We start from the raw sequence: 15736 nt of genomic DNA on the forward strand, positions 1-15736 counted from the left end.
TTGTTACTGTACCAAAAAAGCCCCCTTCCAAAGCCATCATGGCTGGAAGGGGGCGTTGCGTTTGTAAGGACTCGGTTAGGAGACAGTCTGCAACTCTTCGGAAGCTTCCGTATTTTGCGGAGGCAGCTCCGTGATCAAAACGCGGGTCACACGGTGATTATCCATCTGTTTGACGGTGAACAAGTAATTCTCCCACTCGACAAAAGCACCGACGGCAATCTCTTCTTCCAGCTGGCTGTACAACCAGCCACCGATCGTGTCCACATCCTCGGATTCGAGATCAAACGGGATGTGATCGTTCAGGTCTGCGAGGGTCAGCATACCGGAGACAGACAGTCCGTTTTCCACTTTTTCGATTTCAGGGCGCTCTTCGTCAAACTCGTCTTGGATGTCGCCGACGATTTCTTCCAGGATGTCTTCCATGGTGACCAGACCAGCAGTACCGCCGTACTCATCGATGACGATCGCAAGCTGCGAACGTTTTTTCTGCATGAGGCGCAATACGGTGCTGATTTCCATCGTTTCGGGAACCGTCAATACAGGACGGAGCAGCTTCGCCAAATCGGCATATCCATCTTGGAGGGCGGACAGATAAAAGTCCGTGGCGTGGACAAAGCCGATGATATTGTCTTTGTCCTCATCTGCTACAGGGAATCGCGTATGACGCTGTGTACGGATGATCTCGAGATTTTCCTCAAACGTATTCGAGGTATACAAGCAAACCATGTCGATACGGGGGATCATCGTCTCCCGTGCCAAGGTTTCAGAGAAATCAAATACGTGTTCCACCAGTGACAGCTCGGTTTGGTCGATATGTCCGCTTTGATGGCTTTGGTTTACGAGAATGCGAATTTCTTCTTCCGTATGTGCGGCTTCATGCTCGGAAATAGGTTCCATACCTAGACGTTTCATGAGCGCGTTGGCTGTCCCGTTCAAGAACCAGATAGCCGGGTAGAGCAATTTATAGAAGAACATTAATGGCGCGGCAACCCACAGCGAAGTTGCTTCTGCTTTCTGAATAGCCAGTGATTTTGGTGCCAGCTCTCCGAGTACGATGTGCAAGAACGTGATAATCGCGAATGCGACACCAAACGAAATGGCAGAGATCGCATAATCCGGAAGTCCTGTAGAGCCCAGGAGTGGTTCCACAATCATGTGGGCAATAGCCGGTTCCCCGACCCAACCAAGACCCAGCGAGGCAAGCGTAATACCTACCTGACAGGCAGACAAGTATCCGTCCAGCTTTTGGGTTACTTTTTGGGCGAAGGCTGCTCGTTTGTTCCCTTCATTGACCATTTGGGTCAGGCGCGTTTGGCGCACCTTCACGAGAGCAAACTCGGCTGCTACGAAAAAGCCGTTCAGAAAAACGAGAAAAACAACAAGCAGTAGGTTGAGCACTATCGGAACGCTATCCAAGTAAAAAGTCATCCTCTCTGGATTTGTATTACGCTACGGGATGAAAGACGCGGCGTCTGCTCACTCCCAAGCGCAGGTTTTGGAATTTGGTCTGAGTGTACACTTCTCATTTTACAGAGAAAAGGAAAGTCCGACAAAGCCGATAAATCTCCGTAGTAGGCGCTACAGCCTTGCTGGTTGTGAAGAGCATCAGTCAGATAACCGTATCGCACGTTTTTGACCTCTTAGAAGGTCATAGATGGTCAAACGTCCGGTTGCTTTTCTCCCGGACGTTTGTAGCTTCCTGGATCACCGGGGCAGCAGGTGCTGCGCATACATGTAGAAGCCGGAAAGAACAGCTGCCAGAGCGAGATAGGCAATCAATACTTTCCATTTCGTGGATGCCGGTGCCGTATAATACGTTGTTAGGCGGTGCATTTGTTCCTCGACTTCTGTCAGACGCTGCATCGCCGTCTGCTCCGCTTCTTTCAAGATCGCAGATGGGGCTGGCCGGAAGGGATCGCTGTCGAGAAACGCAACCGGTTCACGTTCCCATTGTTTAAACAAATCCCACTTCCGATGGGCATAAACCCGATCCAGGCGCAGGCGGTCGCGCTTGAGGCGTTTTTCGTCCTGTAAAAAAGGGATGAGAAAGCCTTTGGGCGGCACAGATCGATCGAGCAAGGTAGCTTCCTCCCCAAGCTCGACACGCTTATTCCACGAAGACTCCAGCTGGGGCCATTTCGTGATTTCGTCGAGAAAGGCGAGCAGGCTTCCCCGTTCATACTGCAGGACCTGGTGCTGATAGCTCTCCCGCAGTCGGCTCCACCAGGTGATGAGGCCAATGATAAAAATGAAGACCATCAGCGGTCCCGGATTGGCAAATAGCATGGCTCCCAAACCGATCAGACCGATCAGCCAGATCTTGGTCGATAATACAGAGACGATGCGCCCACCATCCAGCGGGGAAATAGGCATCAGGTTGAACAAGTTGAGCAAGGCACCCAGATAAATGACCAAAGCCCAAAACGGATCCTGCGTCCACCAGTAAAGCGGCAAGGCTGGTAAAAAGGCGATCATGCCTGCCAGCGGTCCCCCGTAGGCGAGGTATGCTTCTGTACTCGCATTCCTTGGCGTGTCCTTCATGGAGATGAAAGCACCCGCGAACGGGATGAAGACGGCAGGAGAGGTCGCGATGCCTTTTCGTTTGGCTGCAAGCACATGGCCCATTTCATGGACAAAAATCAGGTACACAAGAGCAGCGGCGAACTTCCAGCCGTAGAAAACGGCATAAAACCACAGACTGACAATCATCGATAGCAGGGTAGTGCCGAATTTGGAAAATTTTAAGATACCGAGCAGCCATTTTAAGTTGGTAAGCAAAAAGGCGCCGATGGCCAAGAGGACCGAACGGCTTTTTTTCATTCAAGGTCCCTCCCATACGTCATCACAGTCACTGAACTATACGACTATCTCGAAAAAAAGTTTCTGGATGTGTGTGCTTTGAGGTTGGATTCTTCTTACAAGGGGTCAGTCTTCCAGCCGAGGATTGGAAAAGGAAAAGCCGTATTCTCCAAAGGCGGGGTTGTAGGTGAACTGTCCGCCGTCAAAATACCAGAAGTCAGTAGGGCGGATGACGAAGCGCAGTCCCTCGACATCGAAAATGGCATCGTCTGTCATGACTGTATCTTTTTCAATAGCGTAGAATAAACCGCCCGTGCCGGGACCGCTCGTCCGAACGTACAAGCGCAGGATGTCTCCCGCTTGAAATTCGGCGTAGCGTTTATAGGCGAGAGCGAAAGCAGGTTCGATATGTAGCGTGATACTCATGGGTTATTTTCCTCTCCTCTCAGTCACGCCCATTGTACCACAAACGAAGAGCCCATCCGGCGAAGTCGCTCTCGCCAAATGGGCCTTACACATGAAAGGAAGCTTTAGTCTTTGCCCTTGCTCACGTCATGAGTAGGGTGAGAAAAACGAGCTCCTACAAATGGCTTGTCCTCCAGCATCTCTCGATTTTCGTACGAATTCCAGCCAATGTCGTTCGTAGGGTGAACCCATTGATCGCCTGCCATGACAGAAGGATCTGTCTCGGTGCTCCAGTTGTTGATGGGCGATTCCTGCGAATCGTAAAGGCTGTCCCCGATGACGACGCCAAACTCGTTGACGAACGGCTTTTGAATGGAGCGAGTCGAGTTCTTGAAGTCAGGAGCGCTGATTTGATGCGGCAGTGTACCGTCGATCGCGATATCTTTCGTTTCCTTGTTATCCCGCTTGTCCTTGTTCATCTGTAGGACCTCCTTTGAGGCTTTCTTCCTTAAGATGCATCAAGACCATTCCCCTTATACCTGTGCGCCCAGCCCATCTTTGGACTTTTCGCATACGCTATAAAAAGGGGGAGATCCGATGCTTACGAGTGTCGTCATTCCGGTTAGAAATGCAGCCGATCAGCTCCTGTACACCTTGTTCAGTCTGAATTTGCAATTCACGGACTTCGATGAATATGAAGTGATCGTGATCGACAACGCATCCTGTGACGGACTCGGAGATAGGATCGAGCGCTTTCATGCTCACTATCCGTTGCAGATCATCCGTTTTCGCAAAAGAATGCCATACTACTACTTGTTGAATACAGGTCTTGCGAAGGCGAGCGGGGAAGTGGTGATCCTTTTATCCTGCAACATGATCGTTCCGCGTGAGTTCATCGGGGTCCATCAGCAGGCCCACGAGCATGCAGGTGAGCTGGTTCTGCTGGGTCTGGGAACCAGGCGCATTTACTCCGTATACGAACCCGATTTCAGCCCCATCCAGCAGCAGGAGTGCAGGGAATGGCTGGAACAGTATCCACATATCAAGCGTCCGCATACCCACAACGCGACCGTCCCATTGCTGGAGGAGAGCCAGATCGCAGGTGGGCAGCTCTTTCACATCGGATTGCCTTGTCCGGATGCAGAGAGGCGTCAAGCCATTCGGCAAAAATACGGACCGAGGCTGGCCCATCACCGATCGCCTTGGACGCTGTTTCAGACACAGCATGTATCGTCTCTTCGTTCCACCTTCCTGCAGGCAGGTGGATGCAAGGAACTTACGCGAATCGAGATGGAACGGGATTTGGCCAAAAGACTGTGGAAAAAAGGCTGCCAATTTCAGTTTGCCGACAAGCTCACACTGATCAAGCAGGAACGGGTCATCCGAAAAGCAAGGGAACAGAGCCAGACGAGGAAAAACCGCCGGGTCCCGTAGGATCGGCGGTTTTCAGATTGCGGGCAGTCTCAACGGTTTTCTTTTAACCGCTCTTGTGGTTCACTATTAATGGAGCCGTCAGATCGGACAGCTTCAGATTGGGCTTTTGGCCCACGAATTTCAGCGGTTTTCCCAAAGTCTTTTGCCTTGTTTCGCACCATGTCAGGTCCTCCTCTTTTGGTTGAGTAAACAGCGTCTTGACGTAGATAGTATGACCGAAGACGGGCGAATGAATGAGGGGATTAATCCGCGAGTGGAAAGGGTTGGAAGAAGGATGGCGAAGAAACAGCAACGCAAGCCGCAGCGTCCGTCTCAAGAGGCGGCAACGGCAACAGAAGCAAAAAATGGGCTGAATCTGAAAGAGATGCTGAATGCAGATGCCCTTGGCAAATTAAAGCAGCTGGAAAAAGATATGAAGGCAGAAAGTGAACGACAGGCGCAGGAGGCTGCGGAGAAAAAACGCCGCGAGCAGGAAGAGCGTGAAAAGAACAAGAGCTTTGGCGAGCTGCTCGAGGAATACGAGAAAAAGGGCAAAGGAAAGTACAGCTAATGCGCAAGGATCAGCCAAACGACCGCCCGGACACATCGAAGAACGGCATGATGAAAAAACGCGAGCTGACGCTAAAAGATGAGTCTATCAAGCAGCGCGGCCGCGCGGTATTGGGTCGCCTAGGGAAAAAGGACGGGCCAAAAGAGTGATTTTTTTTCTTTCCCTCCCATATAGCTAGGAGGAGGGAAAGGAGGGAGATCATGGGGACAGTCCTGCTCCTGATCAGTCTCCTCTGTGTGGCCGTGGGCACCTGGAAGCTGATCGGCATATACAAGACAGGGAAGGCAGACAGCAAGCCGCTCTGGTGGGTGGTAGCCGTTGCAGGGATCGCCCTGTTTTTTCTTTTAAAGCTGATGACGGATACTTTGCCGACGTAAGCATGCATCTGCGGGCAGTTGCCAACAGATGCATGTTTTTCAACGTGAAGGAATGGACAAGCCTGTGTGCAAAGGATGGGAGAGCAAACACATGAAATATCGGAAGCTGGGTAAAAACGGACCGGAAATCTCTGTGATCGGCTTTGGCTCATGGGCGATCGGTGGAGGCAACTGGGAGATGTCCTGGGGAGACCAGGATGATCATCAGTCGATGGAGAGCGTTCGCGCTGCCTTGGATGCCGGGGTGACCTTTTTTGACACCGCACCGGTTTACGGGTTGGGGCATGCCGAGGAGCTGATCGGAAAAGCGCTGGGGAGCGATCGGGATCAAGTCGTGCTCGCGACCAAATGCGGATATTTGTGGGACGAAAATCAGCGCCTCGTCAAGAACGGTACCTTTGATTCGATCATGCGGGAAGCCGAAGCCTCTCTCCGTCGACTGGGCACGGATACTATCGATTTGTATCAAGTGCACTATCCGGATACGGACGCGCATGCTCCTGCGGACGAGACGATGCGGGCGATGGAGCAGCTCGTTAAGGACGGAAAGGTACGCTACATCGGGCTCTGCAATTACACGGTACCGCTGATCGAGCAATCGATGTCAGTCCGTCATGTGGACTCGCTCCAGCCGCCGTACTCTATCCTCGTGCCGCAGGCGGAGAGGGAGCTTTTGCCGTACTGCCTGGAGCAGGGCGTCGGCGTCGTCGCTTACAGCCCGCTGGCTTCCGGATTGCTTTCGGGAAAATACACGCACGATACGCGCTTTGCAGACGATGACTGGCGCTCGAAGCACAAGGCGTATACGGGTGAGTCTTTCAAACGCAACATGGATCGGGTGGAGAAACTAAAAAGCATCGCCGCTCGTTTGGATATCACGGTGCCGCAGCTGGCGATCGGGTATGCACTGGCACATCCTGCTTTGACCAGTGCGATTGTAGGGGTACGCAGACCAGAGCATATCACGAGCATCCTGGCCGCTGCTGAGGTAGAGCTGGATCATGCGACGTTGGCAGAAATCCGCGCAGCAGTGGCGAGATAAACGAAAAGAGGCAGTCCGCAGGCCGTTTTGTACCACCTGTGGAAATGCCTCTTTTTCATTCGCTGTTATTCGTAGCGCAGAGCCTCGATCGGATCCAGCTTGGCTGCTTTGTTCGCGGGATACAGATTTGGTCGCAGCTCCGATGTTTACGGGCAGACCCATTGCCTGTTTGGAGCCCATCATATTGAAACCGACGACTCCGACAACCAGTACGGCTGCTACGGAACCGATGATCCACCAGCGTCTTTTCATGATCATTTTCTCCTTGGTTTTTTCCATTTCTGTTATTTCGTTACCCGAAGACTTGTACGGAATCTGTAGAAAAAGGTAACACACGTGACGAAACGTTCATATTATGGTCACATTTTGCTATGTTTTGACGGAAAGTACTTTCTGCGGATTTTGCGTGATAAGATAAGGGAGGAAGAACGTTCCTGGGAGGGGAGCCATGAACCAAGCGATCCGATTTGATTACTCCAATGCTCTTGCTTTTGTCAGGCCACATGAATGGGAGCTGCTCGCTCCAGCGATTGGACAAGCACATGAGATGCTGCACAAAAAGACAGGACCAGGCAGAGATTTTCTCGGGTGGGTGGATCTGCCCGAACAGTATGATCGCGGTGAATACAAGCGGATTCAGAGGGCAGCAACACGTATTCAGTCTGATTCAGATGTGCTTTTGGTAATTGGAATCGGTGGTTCTTATTTGGGGGCAAAGGCGGTACTGGACATTTTGGGACACAGCTTTTACAATTTGCTGCCCAAGGCCAAGCGGCGCGCCCCGGAAATCTATTTTGTCGGGAACAATATTAGTCCCGTCTACATCTCCCATTTACTGGACGTCTTGGATGGCAAAGATGTGTCGATTAACGTTATTTCCAAATCAGGCACGACTACAGAGCCTGCGATCGCGTTTCGCTTGCTTCGCGACTGGCTGGTCAAGAAGTACGGACCTGAGGGGTCGAAGAAGCGCATTTACATCACGACCGATCGGGCCCGTGGTGCGCTCAAAAAACTGGCGGATGAGCAAGGCTACGAAAGCTTTGTCATTCCTGACGACATCGGTGGCAGATATTCGGTACTGACAGCAGTCGGATTGCTTCCCATCGCGGTGAGCGGAGCCAATCTGGATGCACTCATGCAGGGAGCAGCCGATGCCCGTGCACGGTACTTGAAACAGGATTTGGAGGAAAACCCGTGCTATCAATATGCCGCGATCCGCAACGCCCTGTATCGCAAGGGCAAGAACGTGGAGCTGTTGGTCAGCTACGAGCCGCAATTCCGCTATTTCTCTGAATGGTGGAAGCAGCTCTTTGGCGAATCAGAGGGCAAGGATGGGAAAGGGATCTTTCCTGCCTCGGCGGAGTTTTCAACCGATTTGCATTCGATGGGTCAGTACATACAGGATGGCATGCGGACGTTGTTTGAGACCGTCATTTCCGTAAAAACTCCCGCTGTCGATGTGACCGTTCAGGAGGATCCTACTGATGTGGATGGATTGAACTTCCTCTCGGGCAAGCAGATGGGGTTTGTCAATAAAAAGGCTTTCGAAGGAACGGTACTGGCCCATGTAGATGGCGGGGTACCGAATCTTTTGGTGGAAATACCAGAAGCAAACGCCTATCATTTGGGCGGACTGATCTACTTTTTTGAAAAAGCGTGCGGGATCAGCGGCTATTTGCTGGGCGTCAATCCGTTTGATCAGCCAGGGGTGGAGGCTTACAAAGCCAATATGTTTGCCTTGCTGGGCAAGCCTGGCTACGAACGGCAGAAAGCGGAACTGGAGGCTAGATTGAAAGAGAACAAGACGTACTTGACCGTTGCCGAAACAGCTGAATATTTGGAGCTTCCGGTGACGTTCATATTGGAAAAGATCAAGGAAGGGCGGATTCGGGCCGTCCACGATGGCAATGAATACCTGATTAACAAGGATCAGTTCAAGCACCACTTGGAGGAAATGCGCAGATTGCGCGAGTGGGAGGAAGCTGCTCGCCACGAGCCGATCCCTGAGAGCTACGATGTGAAGGACGAGGACTAATCATTCTGTTTTCCTACTTGTCAGATCGGCAAAAAGAGGTCTATACTGGTCAAAGAAAATGACATAACGTGAAAGCAACTTGGGGAGTCCTTCATGCGGGGCTGAGAGGATGGCAGCGACGACCATCGACCCATTGCACCTGATCCGGATCATGCCGGCGCAGGGAAGTGGTTGCGAGCGAACAGCGCTTGGCTTTTTGTCGTATGCGTATGAGCCCACCTTTTCCTGTGAGGGAATCGGTGGGCTTTTTGCCTATGGACAAGAGAGAGGGAGAGAAAAAGATGAGTGATTGTCTGGTAGTCGGCGGAGGAATTATTGGGCTTAGCCTGGCGTATGAGCTGTCTCGGCGGGGGATGTCTGTCACGCTGGTAGAGCAGGGAGAATGGGGCGGGCAAGCATCCTCGGCAGCAGCGGGCATGCTGGCGCCCTTAAAAGAATTTTCTGCGCCTGGCCCGATGGTGGAGCTTGGGATGGATTCGCTGCGCTTGTATCCGCAGTGGGCGCAGGAACTGGAGGAGCATACGGCTGGCGATGTCCAGCTGAGTCTGGAAGGCCTCGTTACCGTTGCCATGGACGAGGCGGAGAGTGAACAGCTTCGTGCCAAATACCTGTGGCAAAAGGAAGCCGGGTATGATGTTCACTGGATGGGCTGCAAAGAGCTTCTAGAAGTGGAACCGCTTTTGACAGATCGCGTGCAGGCGGGCATTTACTCGCCAGGAGAAGGTCATATCAACAATCGGCTGTTGCTGCGATCCCTCGTGACTGCCTGCAAAATCCAGGGGGTTGCGCTTTTGTCTGGTTGTGTGGTCAAAGGGATCGCTGTAAAAGCGGGTCGTGTGATCGGTGTAGAGACGACCTCGGGACCTATCCGTGCAGATCATACCATCGTTGCCTCTGGTGCGTGGGCAGGGATCATGCTGGAAATGCTCGATTTGGCTATTCCGGTGAGACCGGTACGCGGTCAGATCGCAGCCGTATCCTCTGTAGGTATTCCTTTGCGTACTGTGATTTTTGGAACATCGGGATACATTACGCCGAAGAAGGACGGAAAGATCGTCATCGGAGCCACAGAGGACGAAAGCGGTTTTCAGCGGGAAGTTACGTTGGCTGGACTGGCAAGTGTCCTGAACGGCGTCATGCCGTACGTGCCTGCCCTGCACGCGGCAGCGTTTTTGGAGGCATGGGGAGGGCTTCGTCCAGCGACAGCAGACGGCAAGCCTTTGCTCGGACCTGTGCCTGGCTGGGAGGGGCTCTCGCTTGCAGGTGGACACTTCCGAAACGGCATCTTGCTGTCGCCAGTCACCGCGATACGCATGGCCGATTATCTGGAGAGCGGACAGACAGTGGGGCTCGAGCCCCTCCTGCCCAGTCGGTTCCTTTCGTGATCCACTTTAGAGCTGCGTTTCGATAAATTGGGCTAGTCTTGCATGGAAAACGGTACACCTCCCCATGGGCTCTTGTATATGGTAATAAAGAAACACCAGAAGGGGAGGAGTTTCCATGCAGTCTGAGGATGACAAAAACCTTTATCAGGTTGACTTTCAGACAGTCAGCATGATTAAGGATATACGCCATAATGTGCACAACGTAATCAAGGAGCATTTGGAGAAAAAGGTGCGCATTGAAGCGATCGACGGCCAAGTATTCGAAGGCGTGATCGTGGATTTCGATGATCAAAACGTGTATGTCGAAGTGGAGGATCCGGAAGCAGAGATAGATGAGCTGGAGGTAGAAGAGGTAGCAAGCAGGCAGCCATGGGGAGAAGACTTTGTCGGTGGTTATCCAGAGTGGACCTCCTATGGTGGATACGGCGGCGGCTTCAACCCGTACGGTGATGTAAGTCCATTCCATGGTGGGTATCCTCCGTCTCAAGGGTTCGGACCGTTTGGCAGCAGCAGCAATCCCTATGGGCAGATGAATCCCTACGGACAAATGAATCCCTACGGACAAATGAATCCCTACGGACAAATGAATCCCTACGGTCAAATGAATCCGTATGGGCAATTTGGTCCGTTTGGCAGCAGCGCTAATCCGTATGGACAGGTCAGCCCATACGGGAGCAGCAGCAATCCGTACGGGGAAAATGCGCCGCCGTTCAGTCAAGTAAGTCCATACGCTGATCACAACTATCCCACCCAGGTAAGTCCGTTCGGCGGACAAAATCCTTATCTCAATCCCTATTTCTCGCCTTTTCCGCAGCCGATGCCCTGCTACCCAATGATGCCGCCACCTCCACCGCCGCCACCACCACCGCAAGCGGCCGTCATCGTTCCTCCTCCGAGGAGAAGACGCCGCCCTTGCCGAAGCGGCCGCAAGATCATTCCATTGGCACTGTTCACGCTGCTTACCATCGCTTTGCTCTAACAACCAGCTGAGCAGCAAGTCTATTGCCCGGGTATTTGGGACAACAGACTTGCTGCTCTTTTTCATGATTACAACCCCTGTCTTTGTCGCACACTACAATCAGAATCTGGAAAGGCAGGGATAAGCGATGAAATCGATTCAAAGCAGCTTGCCGGGAACGAGAGGGACGTTCGGCTTCTTCCGTGAGGCTCTTGGTCCCAACTTTACCCTGGCAAATTGGGATTATGAGCAAGGGTACTTCGATCAAGCGCTGGACGATCAAAATATGGTCTATCTGCGCTTGCCCATCAAAGTGCTTCAGGGAGAGCTCGACAGTGCGGATGCGTGGGTGGAGCTGGGGACTCCCTTTGTTCTCCGGCATGTGTATCAGACAGGTGTAGAACAAGATATCGGTTATTACGAGCCGCTGGCTTCCTCGGCGATGAATCAATTTCAGGAGCCACTGGACAAGGATGCTAAGGTATCTTCCCGTTGGATCCATCAGGCAGAAGCAATCGTGCGTGAACTGGAGAATCGACTGGCATAGAGGGTGGGCCTGATGATGGGCCCGCCTTTTCTCTTGTACAAAGGAAGCGTGGATAAGGTTGTTATCAGGAGACGAACAGTCTAGCGCGACCAGACAGGAACACATAATAGAGCGCAGGGATATCGCATTTGCTTGAGAAGACATACATTAGGGTAAGATGAGCCATCGATACACCAGAGTATGGCTGCTGGCAAGAGAGAGGAAATGACGGTAAACGGGAGAGAGGAAAGTATGGCATGGTACCATTCCCTGCAAAGATGGTATTGGAAAATCCGCAAGCCGGTCACCCTGGGCGTGCGCGTAATCGTGACCGATGAACGAGAGGGTGTGCTGTTGATTCGCCACACGTACGTGAAAGGATGGTATTTGCCTGGCGGTGGTGTCGAAAGAGGGGAGTCCTTCTTTGAAGCCGCACGCAGAGAGCTGCAGGAAGAATGCGGTCTCTTGGCGGGGGAAATCAAGCTTTGCCATCTTTTTTATAGCGAACGGGAAGGGAAACGTGATCATATTGCGCTCTTTCATGTTCAGGACGGGCAAATCAATCCGGCTTGGGCGAGGGACGACGGGGAAGTAGCGGATAGGAAGTTTTTCCAATGGGATCAGCTTCCGGATGATCTGTCTCCTGCCACCCTCCGGCGATTGGAAGAATTTCGACAGCAGGCTTTTGAAGAAGATCGCTGGTAGGCCAGAGGGAGTTTCCATGCAACTGGTAATTTCCTGTGGTATAGTGAGGGAAAAGAGAAGCGATTTTTGGCGCTTGCAAGGATAAAAGTGAGGGCAGATCAGCATGAAGATTGCGACTGTACTGCGAAATGACGATTATACGCGAGAAGTAGAACAAGCCTTAAAGGATAAGCTGAGAGCAACGAAAAGTCCCTGTGAGTTCGTGAGCGGTCCTGACGAGCACCCGGATATGGTTCTATCCATTGGGGGAGACGGAACGCTGCTCGAAGCCGTTCATCAATACGGGATCGAACCGGCTTATGTAGGGATACATACAGGCCATCTGGGGTTTTATGCAGACTGGCGTCCTGATGAACTTGATGAGTTTGTGGAAAGACTGGTGCAGCAAGCGGAGCCTGCGATCGTGGAATATCCGATAGTCGAGTGCCGGATCACCATGAGAGACGGGCAGGTTTTTGACAAATGGGCATTGAACGAGCTCGTCCTGCGCAATGCCTCCCTCTCTACGCTGGTCGCATGTGTGTACATCAACGGGGACGAGCTGGAGACATTCCGCGGAGACGGCTTGATCGTGTCATCGCCTTCGGGGAGCACTGCTTACAATAAGGCTGTCGATGGAGCGATTGTGCACCCTTCCATCGAAGCGATTCAGCTGTCGGAGATCGCCTCGATCAACAATCAGGCGTATCGAACCATCAACAGCTCTCTGGTTTTGCCCAAGCATCACGAGGTCGAGCTCATCGTGATGAACCCGGAGATCATGATTGGCTTGGACCGCGAGCAGGCGATCTGGAAGGACGTTCGCTCCATTGCTTGTCGAGTCGGACAGGAGAAGGTGAAGTTTGCCCGCTACAAGCGTCTGACCTTTTGGAGCCGCGTACGCAATTCGTTTATTAAAGGATAGAGAGCGTATAAAGGAGAGGGTTTTGTGAAGCAAGTGGGGAAATTGCAAAGCATCTTTCGGCATCCGGTCAAAGCGATGGGGGGAGAACAGCTGACGTCGTGCCAAGTGGACGCTTTTGGCTTGTACGGAGATCGGGGCTATTATTTTCTGGACGAGTCGCGCAACGGAAAATACTTGAGTGCAGATGTCGTACCAGCGATGCTCGGCTATACGGCAACCTTTGTAGGAGAAGCGATGGATCAGCAGTATCCCGAGGTGCAGGTCGCAGCGAAAGACGGAAGCAGGCATGCGTGGGGGGAATCCCTGTTTTCCCACGTGGCTGACACGGCGAAAAGGGCTGTTCAGCCGGGAAGAAGCACGCCTCAGGAGGGCGGGAGGAACTGGGAGGATCATATCTTGCTTGTGACAGACGCCTCCTTGCGCGAAATCGCCCGGCTGATCGGTGAACAAGAGATTGATCCCAGACGCTTTCGAGGAAATCTCGTGATCGTATTGGACGAAGACGAGCCGTTTACTGAGGATGGTTGGATCGGGAAACAGATTAATATAAATGACGTCACGCTGCAGGTCAACCGACATTGCGAGCGATGCATGTACGTCAATATCGATCCGGACACGCTGGAAATAAACCTGGCCGTTTTGAAAACGTGTGTGAAGCGGCACGACAATCATTTTGGCGTGTACGCTTCGGTGATTACCCCTGGAAAGCTGGCAGAAGGGGACATCGTGTTTGTATCCGAGTAGGGCGGCAGCATTCCTTTAGCAGGTGCCACACATGGAGGAAGAGATGAAGACAAGTCCATTGCAAAGAGTCGAGCATTTCGTGCAGCAGTTTGATCCCGCACTGGTACCTCTGATTTTTCCAGAGCCGATGAAAACGTCAGAAGCGGCAGCGGATGCCCTGGGGGTGGAGGTCGGTCAGATCGCCAAGTCCATTCTGTTTCGCGCTCAGGATCAGTTCGCCATGATTGTCGCTGCTGGTGACGTGCGCATTCACGCCAAGCAGATCAAGGCTGTTTTTCAAGGGGCAAAAGGGAAGATGGCTTCTCCAGACGAGGTAGAAGCTGTGACTGGCTTTCAGGTCGGGGCGGTCTGCCCGTTTGCCCTGCTTCAGGAGGTTCCTGTTTTTGTAGATGCTTCTCTGCAGCGCTTTGATGTCGTGTACACAGCGGCAGGAATTGCGGAATCGCTGTTGGCGGTTTCCTTTCGGCAGCTGCTGGACATCACGGGAGCTAAGGTGATTGATGCTGCTTCGGCCGAGTAAACAACAACAAAAATCCGTCCTGCGATTATGCGGACGGATTTTTGTATTCTACGAGATTTGTCGTTCACTCACCATCCATTCGTAATAATGGACGTCATGCCATTCCCCGAATTTATAGCCCACCTCTCGAAGCGTCCCAACCAGGTGAAAGCCGAATTTTTCATGAAGCTTGACACTGGCAGCATTTCCCGCCGTAATCCCGCTGATGACCGCATGGTAGCCAAGCTCTCGCGTGCGCTGCTGGATTTCTGCCATCAAAGAGGAGCCGATGTGCTTCCCGCGCTGATTTTCGGCAATGTAAATCGAAAGCTCTGCCGTACCTGCATAAGCAGGTTTTTCGCGAAAAGCGGAGAGGCAGCAATACCCGACGACCTCGCCTTCTTCTTCCGCCACGATCAGCGGGTAGCGTTCCCCGTGTTTGCGAAACCAGACCTCGCGCTGTGTGAGACTCTGTTCCTCCAGATCAAAGGTGGCTACGAGCGTTTTCACGGCTTGGTTGTAGATCTGGAGCATGGCAGGCAAATCATTAATATATGCATCGCGAATGTGAATCATGGGAATCCCTCGTTTGTCATTCGTTGTAAAAGAATAAGCTTGGCAAGGCTAGCGCAGGGCTTCGTAAACCTGCCGCAGATTGGTATACCCGGCCTCCTGAGCCTTGAGCAAGTATTTTCCCCAGAGCGTACCGGCTGCCACGGCATCGCAATAGGCATGGTGCCGTCGCGAGATAGGGATGTCATGTTGGGCGCAAAGGGCATCCAACGAGCCATTGCCGATCGGTTTGCTGAGCAAGCGGATCAGCAGCATCGTATCCAGCATCCGGTGTGTCAGGGGACGCCGACTCGTCTTCCACAGGCCAGCCCGAAAAAATTCGCGCTCGTGACGGGAGTGGTGAGCGACGAGTGGACGATCGCCAACAAATTGAAAGAAGCGGGACATGGCTTGCAAGAGATCGGGAGCATCCTCAACCATTTCATCTGAGATCCCGGTTAGAGAGCATACGTGAGGTGGAATCCTGCGCCCTGGATTGACCATGGTGTAAAATGAATCTCCCAGAAGCAGCCTGTCGCCTTTCATCGCTACCGCACCGATCGAGATGATTGCATCCCCGTGATCCGGATAAAAGCCTGTCGTCTCCAAGTCGACAACAACCACCTCCAGATTATCAAGGGGGATGTCTGCGCCTGAATCGGCCTGCTGTCGCTGTTTGCCCAGGGAGCGTAAATAAGCGAGATGCTGCTTGTCGCCGTCGTTGTGTCCGATGTTCCACTCACCTTGTATGCCTGCTGTATCGCGGTTTATATGCCATAAGCGTCCAAACAGATCCCATTTTGCCAAAAATGTTCCCT

The 15736-nt window shown here is 52.5% G+C and carries 20 protein-coding genes, 1 pseudogene and 1 riboswitch; of the genes and pseudogenes, 14 read left to right on the plus strand and 7 right to left on the minus strand.

What is annotated here, in order from left to right; all coding sequences use genetic code 11:
- Positions 1-75: 75 nt before the first annotated feature.
- From ACLIN2_RS04635 to ACLIN2_RS04650, 4 genes are all read right to left on the minus strand, one after another.
- Positions 76-1416, minus strand: coding sequence for a hemolysin family protein (locus tag ACLIN2_RS04635; RefSeq protein ID WP_400588261.1), 1341 nt, complete (start codon positions 1414-1416; stop codon positions 76-78).
- Positions 1417-1704: 288 nt separating this feature from the next.
- Positions 1705-2820, minus strand: coding sequence for a site-2 protease family protein (locus ACLIN2_RS04640; protein WP_411503343.1), 1116 nt, complete (start codon positions 2818-2820; stop codon positions 1705-1707).
- A gap of 105 nt (positions 2821-2925) precedes the next feature.
- Entirely contained in the window at positions 2926-3225 is a 300-nt protein-coding gene (locus tag ACLIN2_RS04645; protein WP_411503344.1) for a (Fe-S)-binding protein, read from the minus strand.
- Between the two features lie 104 nt (positions 3226-3329).
- Positions 3330-3683 (minus strand): DUF3905 domain-containing protein, encoded by a 354-nt coding sequence (locus ACLIN2_RS04650; RefSeq protein WP_092267126.1) that lies wholly within the window; start codon positions 3681-3683, stop codon positions 3330-3332.
- Positions 3684-3801: 118 nt separating this feature from the next.
- Between ACLIN2_RS04650 and ACLIN2_RS04655 the strand changes: the two genes are divergently transcribed.
- The gene (locus ACLIN2_RS04655; RefSeq protein WP_411503345.1) at positions 3802-4638 is read left to right on the plus strand and encodes a glycosyltransferase family 2 protein; all 837 of its coding nucleotides are present in this window, start codon (positions 3802-3804) and stop codon (positions 4636-4638) included.
- Between the two features lie 29 nt (positions 4639-4667).
- Here the strand turns inward: ACLIN2_RS04655 and sspK are convergent, their stop codons facing one another.
- Positions 4668-4799, minus strand: a complete 132-nt coding sequence (gene sspK, locus ACLIN2_RS04660; protein ID WP_003391014.1) for a small acid-soluble spore protein K — start codon at positions 4797-4799, stop codon at positions 4668-4670.
- Positions 4800-4912: 113 nt separating this feature from the next.
- Here sspK and ACLIN2_RS04665 point away from each other — a divergent pair, with 113 nt between their 5' ends.
- The 13 genes and pseudogenes from ACLIN2_RS04665 (at position 4913) to ACLIN2_RS04725 (ending at position 14387) form a co-directional block, all read left to right on the plus strand.
- Entirely contained in the window at positions 4913-5188 is a 276-nt protein-coding gene (locus ACLIN2_RS04665) for a YqkE family protein (protein ID WP_122925019.1), read from the plus strand.
- The gene (locus ACLIN2_RS04670; protein WP_170184323.1) at positions 5188-5337 is read left to right on the plus strand and encodes a hypothetical protein; all 150 of its coding nucleotides are present in this window, start codon (positions 5188-5190) and stop codon (positions 5335-5337) included. Before ACLIN2_RS04665 ends, ACLIN2_RS04670 begins: the two co-directional genes overlap by 1 nt.
- Before the next feature lie 51 nt (positions 5338-5388).
- A complete protein-coding gene (locus tag ACLIN2_RS04675; protein ID WP_170184322.1) occupies positions 5389-5565 on the plus strand; it encodes a hypothetical protein in 177 nt (58 codons plus the stop codon).
- Positions 5566-5656: 91 nt separating this feature from the next.
- Positions 5657-6607 (plus strand): aldo/keto reductase, encoded by a 951-nt coding sequence (locus ACLIN2_RS04680; RefSeq protein ID WP_411503346.1) that lies wholly within the window; start codon positions 5657-5659, stop codon positions 6605-6607.
- 448 nt (positions 6608-7055) lie between these two features.
- Positions 7056-8405 (plus strand): annotated as a pseudogene (locus ACLIN2_RS04685) (glucose-6-phosphate isomerase); the annotation flags it as partial.
- 15 nt (positions 8406-8420) lie between these two features.
- Complete coding sequence (locus tag ACLIN2_RS04690; protein ID WP_311133303.1) at positions 8421-8645, plus strand: excisionase family DNA-binding protein; 225 nt, start codon at positions 8421-8423, stop codon at positions 8643-8645.
- Between the two features lie 70 nt (positions 8646-8715).
- A riboswitch (TPP riboswitch) is annotated at positions 8716-8828 on the plus strand.
- Between the two features lie 98 nt (positions 8829-8926).
- The gene (thiO, locus tag ACLIN2_RS04695) at positions 8927-10030 is read left to right on the plus strand and encodes a glycine oxidase ThiO (RefSeq protein WP_411503347.1); all 1104 of its coding nucleotides are present in this window, start codon (positions 8927-8929) and stop codon (positions 10028-10030) included.
- Positions 10031-10145: 115 nt separating this feature from the next.
- A complete protein-coding gene (locus tag ACLIN2_RS04700; protein WP_122961634.1) occupies positions 10146-11009 on the plus strand; it encodes a hypothetical protein in 864 nt (287 codons plus the stop codon).
- A gap of 127 nt (positions 11010-11136) precedes the next feature.
- Positions 11137-11535, plus strand: a complete 399-nt coding sequence (locus ACLIN2_RS04705) for a YugN family protein (protein WP_122961635.1) — start codon at positions 11137-11139, stop codon at positions 11533-11535.
- A 231-nt stretch (positions 11536-11766) separates the two neighbouring features.
- Positions 11767-12219 (plus strand): NUDIX domain-containing protein, encoded by a 453-nt coding sequence (locus ACLIN2_RS04710; protein ID WP_122961636.1) that lies wholly within the window; start codon positions 11767-11769, stop codon positions 12217-12219.
- A gap of 103 nt (positions 12220-12322) precedes the next feature.
- On the plus strand, positions 12323-13123 hold the full coding sequence (locus ACLIN2_RS04715) for an NAD kinase (RefSeq protein WP_122925009.1): 801 nt from the start codon (positions 12323-12325) through the stop codon (positions 13121-13123).
- Between the two features lie 24 nt (positions 13124-13147).
- Positions 13148-13867 (plus strand): MOSC domain-containing protein, encoded by a 720-nt coding sequence (locus ACLIN2_RS04720; RefSeq protein WP_411503348.1) that lies wholly within the window; start codon positions 13148-13150, stop codon positions 13865-13867.
- A 43-nt stretch (positions 13868-13910) separates the two neighbouring features.
- Positions 13911-14387: a YbaK/EbsC family protein gene (locus ACLIN2_RS04725; RefSeq protein WP_411503349.1), complete on the plus strand. Its 477-nt coding sequence runs from the start codon at positions 13911-13913 to the stop codon at positions 14385-14387.
- 48 nt (positions 14388-14435) lie between these two features.
- Here ACLIN2_RS04725 and ACLIN2_RS04730 read toward each other — a convergent pair whose 3' ends face one another.
- Positions 14436-14942: a GNAT family N-acetyltransferase gene (locus ACLIN2_RS04730; protein WP_092267115.1), complete on the minus strand. Its 507-nt coding sequence runs from the start codon at positions 14940-14942 to the stop codon at positions 14436-14438.
- Positions 14943-14990: 48 nt separating this feature from the next.
- Complete coding sequence (locus ACLIN2_RS04735) at positions 14991-15725, minus strand: exonuclease domain-containing protein (RefSeq protein ID WP_122961638.1); 735 nt, start codon at positions 15723-15725, stop codon at positions 14991-14993.
- Positions 15726-15736: the final 11 nt, after the last annotated feature.

This window comes from Brevibacillus centrosporus (assembly GCF_046622605.1).
Lineage (GTDB): Bacteria > Bacillota > Bacilli > Brevibacillales > Brevibacillaceae > Brevibacillus > Brevibacillus centrosporus.

Coding starts and splice junctions, on each gene's coding strand:
- ACLIN2_RS04680 (WP_411503346.1), top strand. CDS start 5,657: ATGAAATATCGGAAGCTGGGTAAAAACGGACCGGAAATCTCTGTGATC.
- ACLIN2_RS04725 (WP_411503349.1), top strand. CDS start 13,911: ATGAAGACAAGTCCATTGCAAAGAGTCGAGCATTTCGTGCAGCAGTTT.
- ACLIN2_RS04640 (WP_411503343.1), bottom strand. CDS start 2,820: ATGAAAAAAAGCCGTTCGGTCCTCTTGGCCATCGGCGCCTTTTTGCTT.
- ACLIN2_RS04705 (WP_122961635.1), top strand. CDS start 11,137: ATGAAATCGATTCAAAGCAGCTTGCCGGGAACGAGAGGGACGTTCGGC.
- ACLIN2_RS04715 (WP_122925009.1), top strand. CDS start 12,323: ATGAAGATTGCGACTGTACTGCGAAATGACGATTATACGCGAGAAGTA.
- ACLIN2_RS04730 (WP_092267115.1), bottom strand. CDS start 14,942: ATGATTCACATTCGCGATGCATATATTAATGATTTGCCTGCCATGCTC.
- sspK (WP_003391014.1), bottom strand. CDS start 4,799: ATGGTGCGAAACAAGGCAAAAGACTTTGGGAAAACCGCTGAAATTCGT.
- ACLIN2_RS04670 (WP_170184323.1), top strand. CDS start 5,188: ATGCGCAAGGATCAGCCAAACGACCGCCCGGACACATCGAAGAACGGC.
- ACLIN2_RS04710 (WP_122961636.1), top strand. CDS start 11,767: ATGGCATGGTACCATTCCCTGCAAAGATGGTATTGGAAAATCCGCAAG.
- ACLIN2_RS04700 (WP_122961634.1), top strand. CDS start 10,146: ATGCAGTCTGAGGATGACAAAAACCTTTATCAGGTTGACTTTCAGACA.
- ACLIN2_RS04675 (WP_170184322.1), top strand. CDS start 5,389: ATGGGGACAGTCCTGCTCCTGATCAGTCTCCTCTGTGTGGCCGTGGGC.
- ACLIN2_RS04650 (WP_092267126.1), bottom strand. CDS start 3,683: ATGAACAAGGACAAGCGGGATAACAAGGAAACGAAAGATATCGCGATC.
- thiO (WP_411503347.1), top strand. CDS start 8,927: ATGAGTGATTGTCTGGTAGTCGGCGGAGGAATTATTGGGCTTAGCCTG.
- ACLIN2_RS04655 (WP_411503345.1), top strand. CDS start 3,802: ATGCTTACGAGTGTCGTCATTCCGGTTAGAAATGCAGCCGATCAGCTC.
- ACLIN2_RS04645 (WP_411503344.1), bottom strand. CDS start 3,225: ATGAGTATCACGCTACATATCGAACCTGCTTTCGCTCTCGCCTATAAA.
- ACLIN2_RS04665 (WP_122925019.1), top strand. CDS start 4,913: ATGGCGAAGAAACAGCAACGCAAGCCGCAGCGTCCGTCTCAAGAGGCG.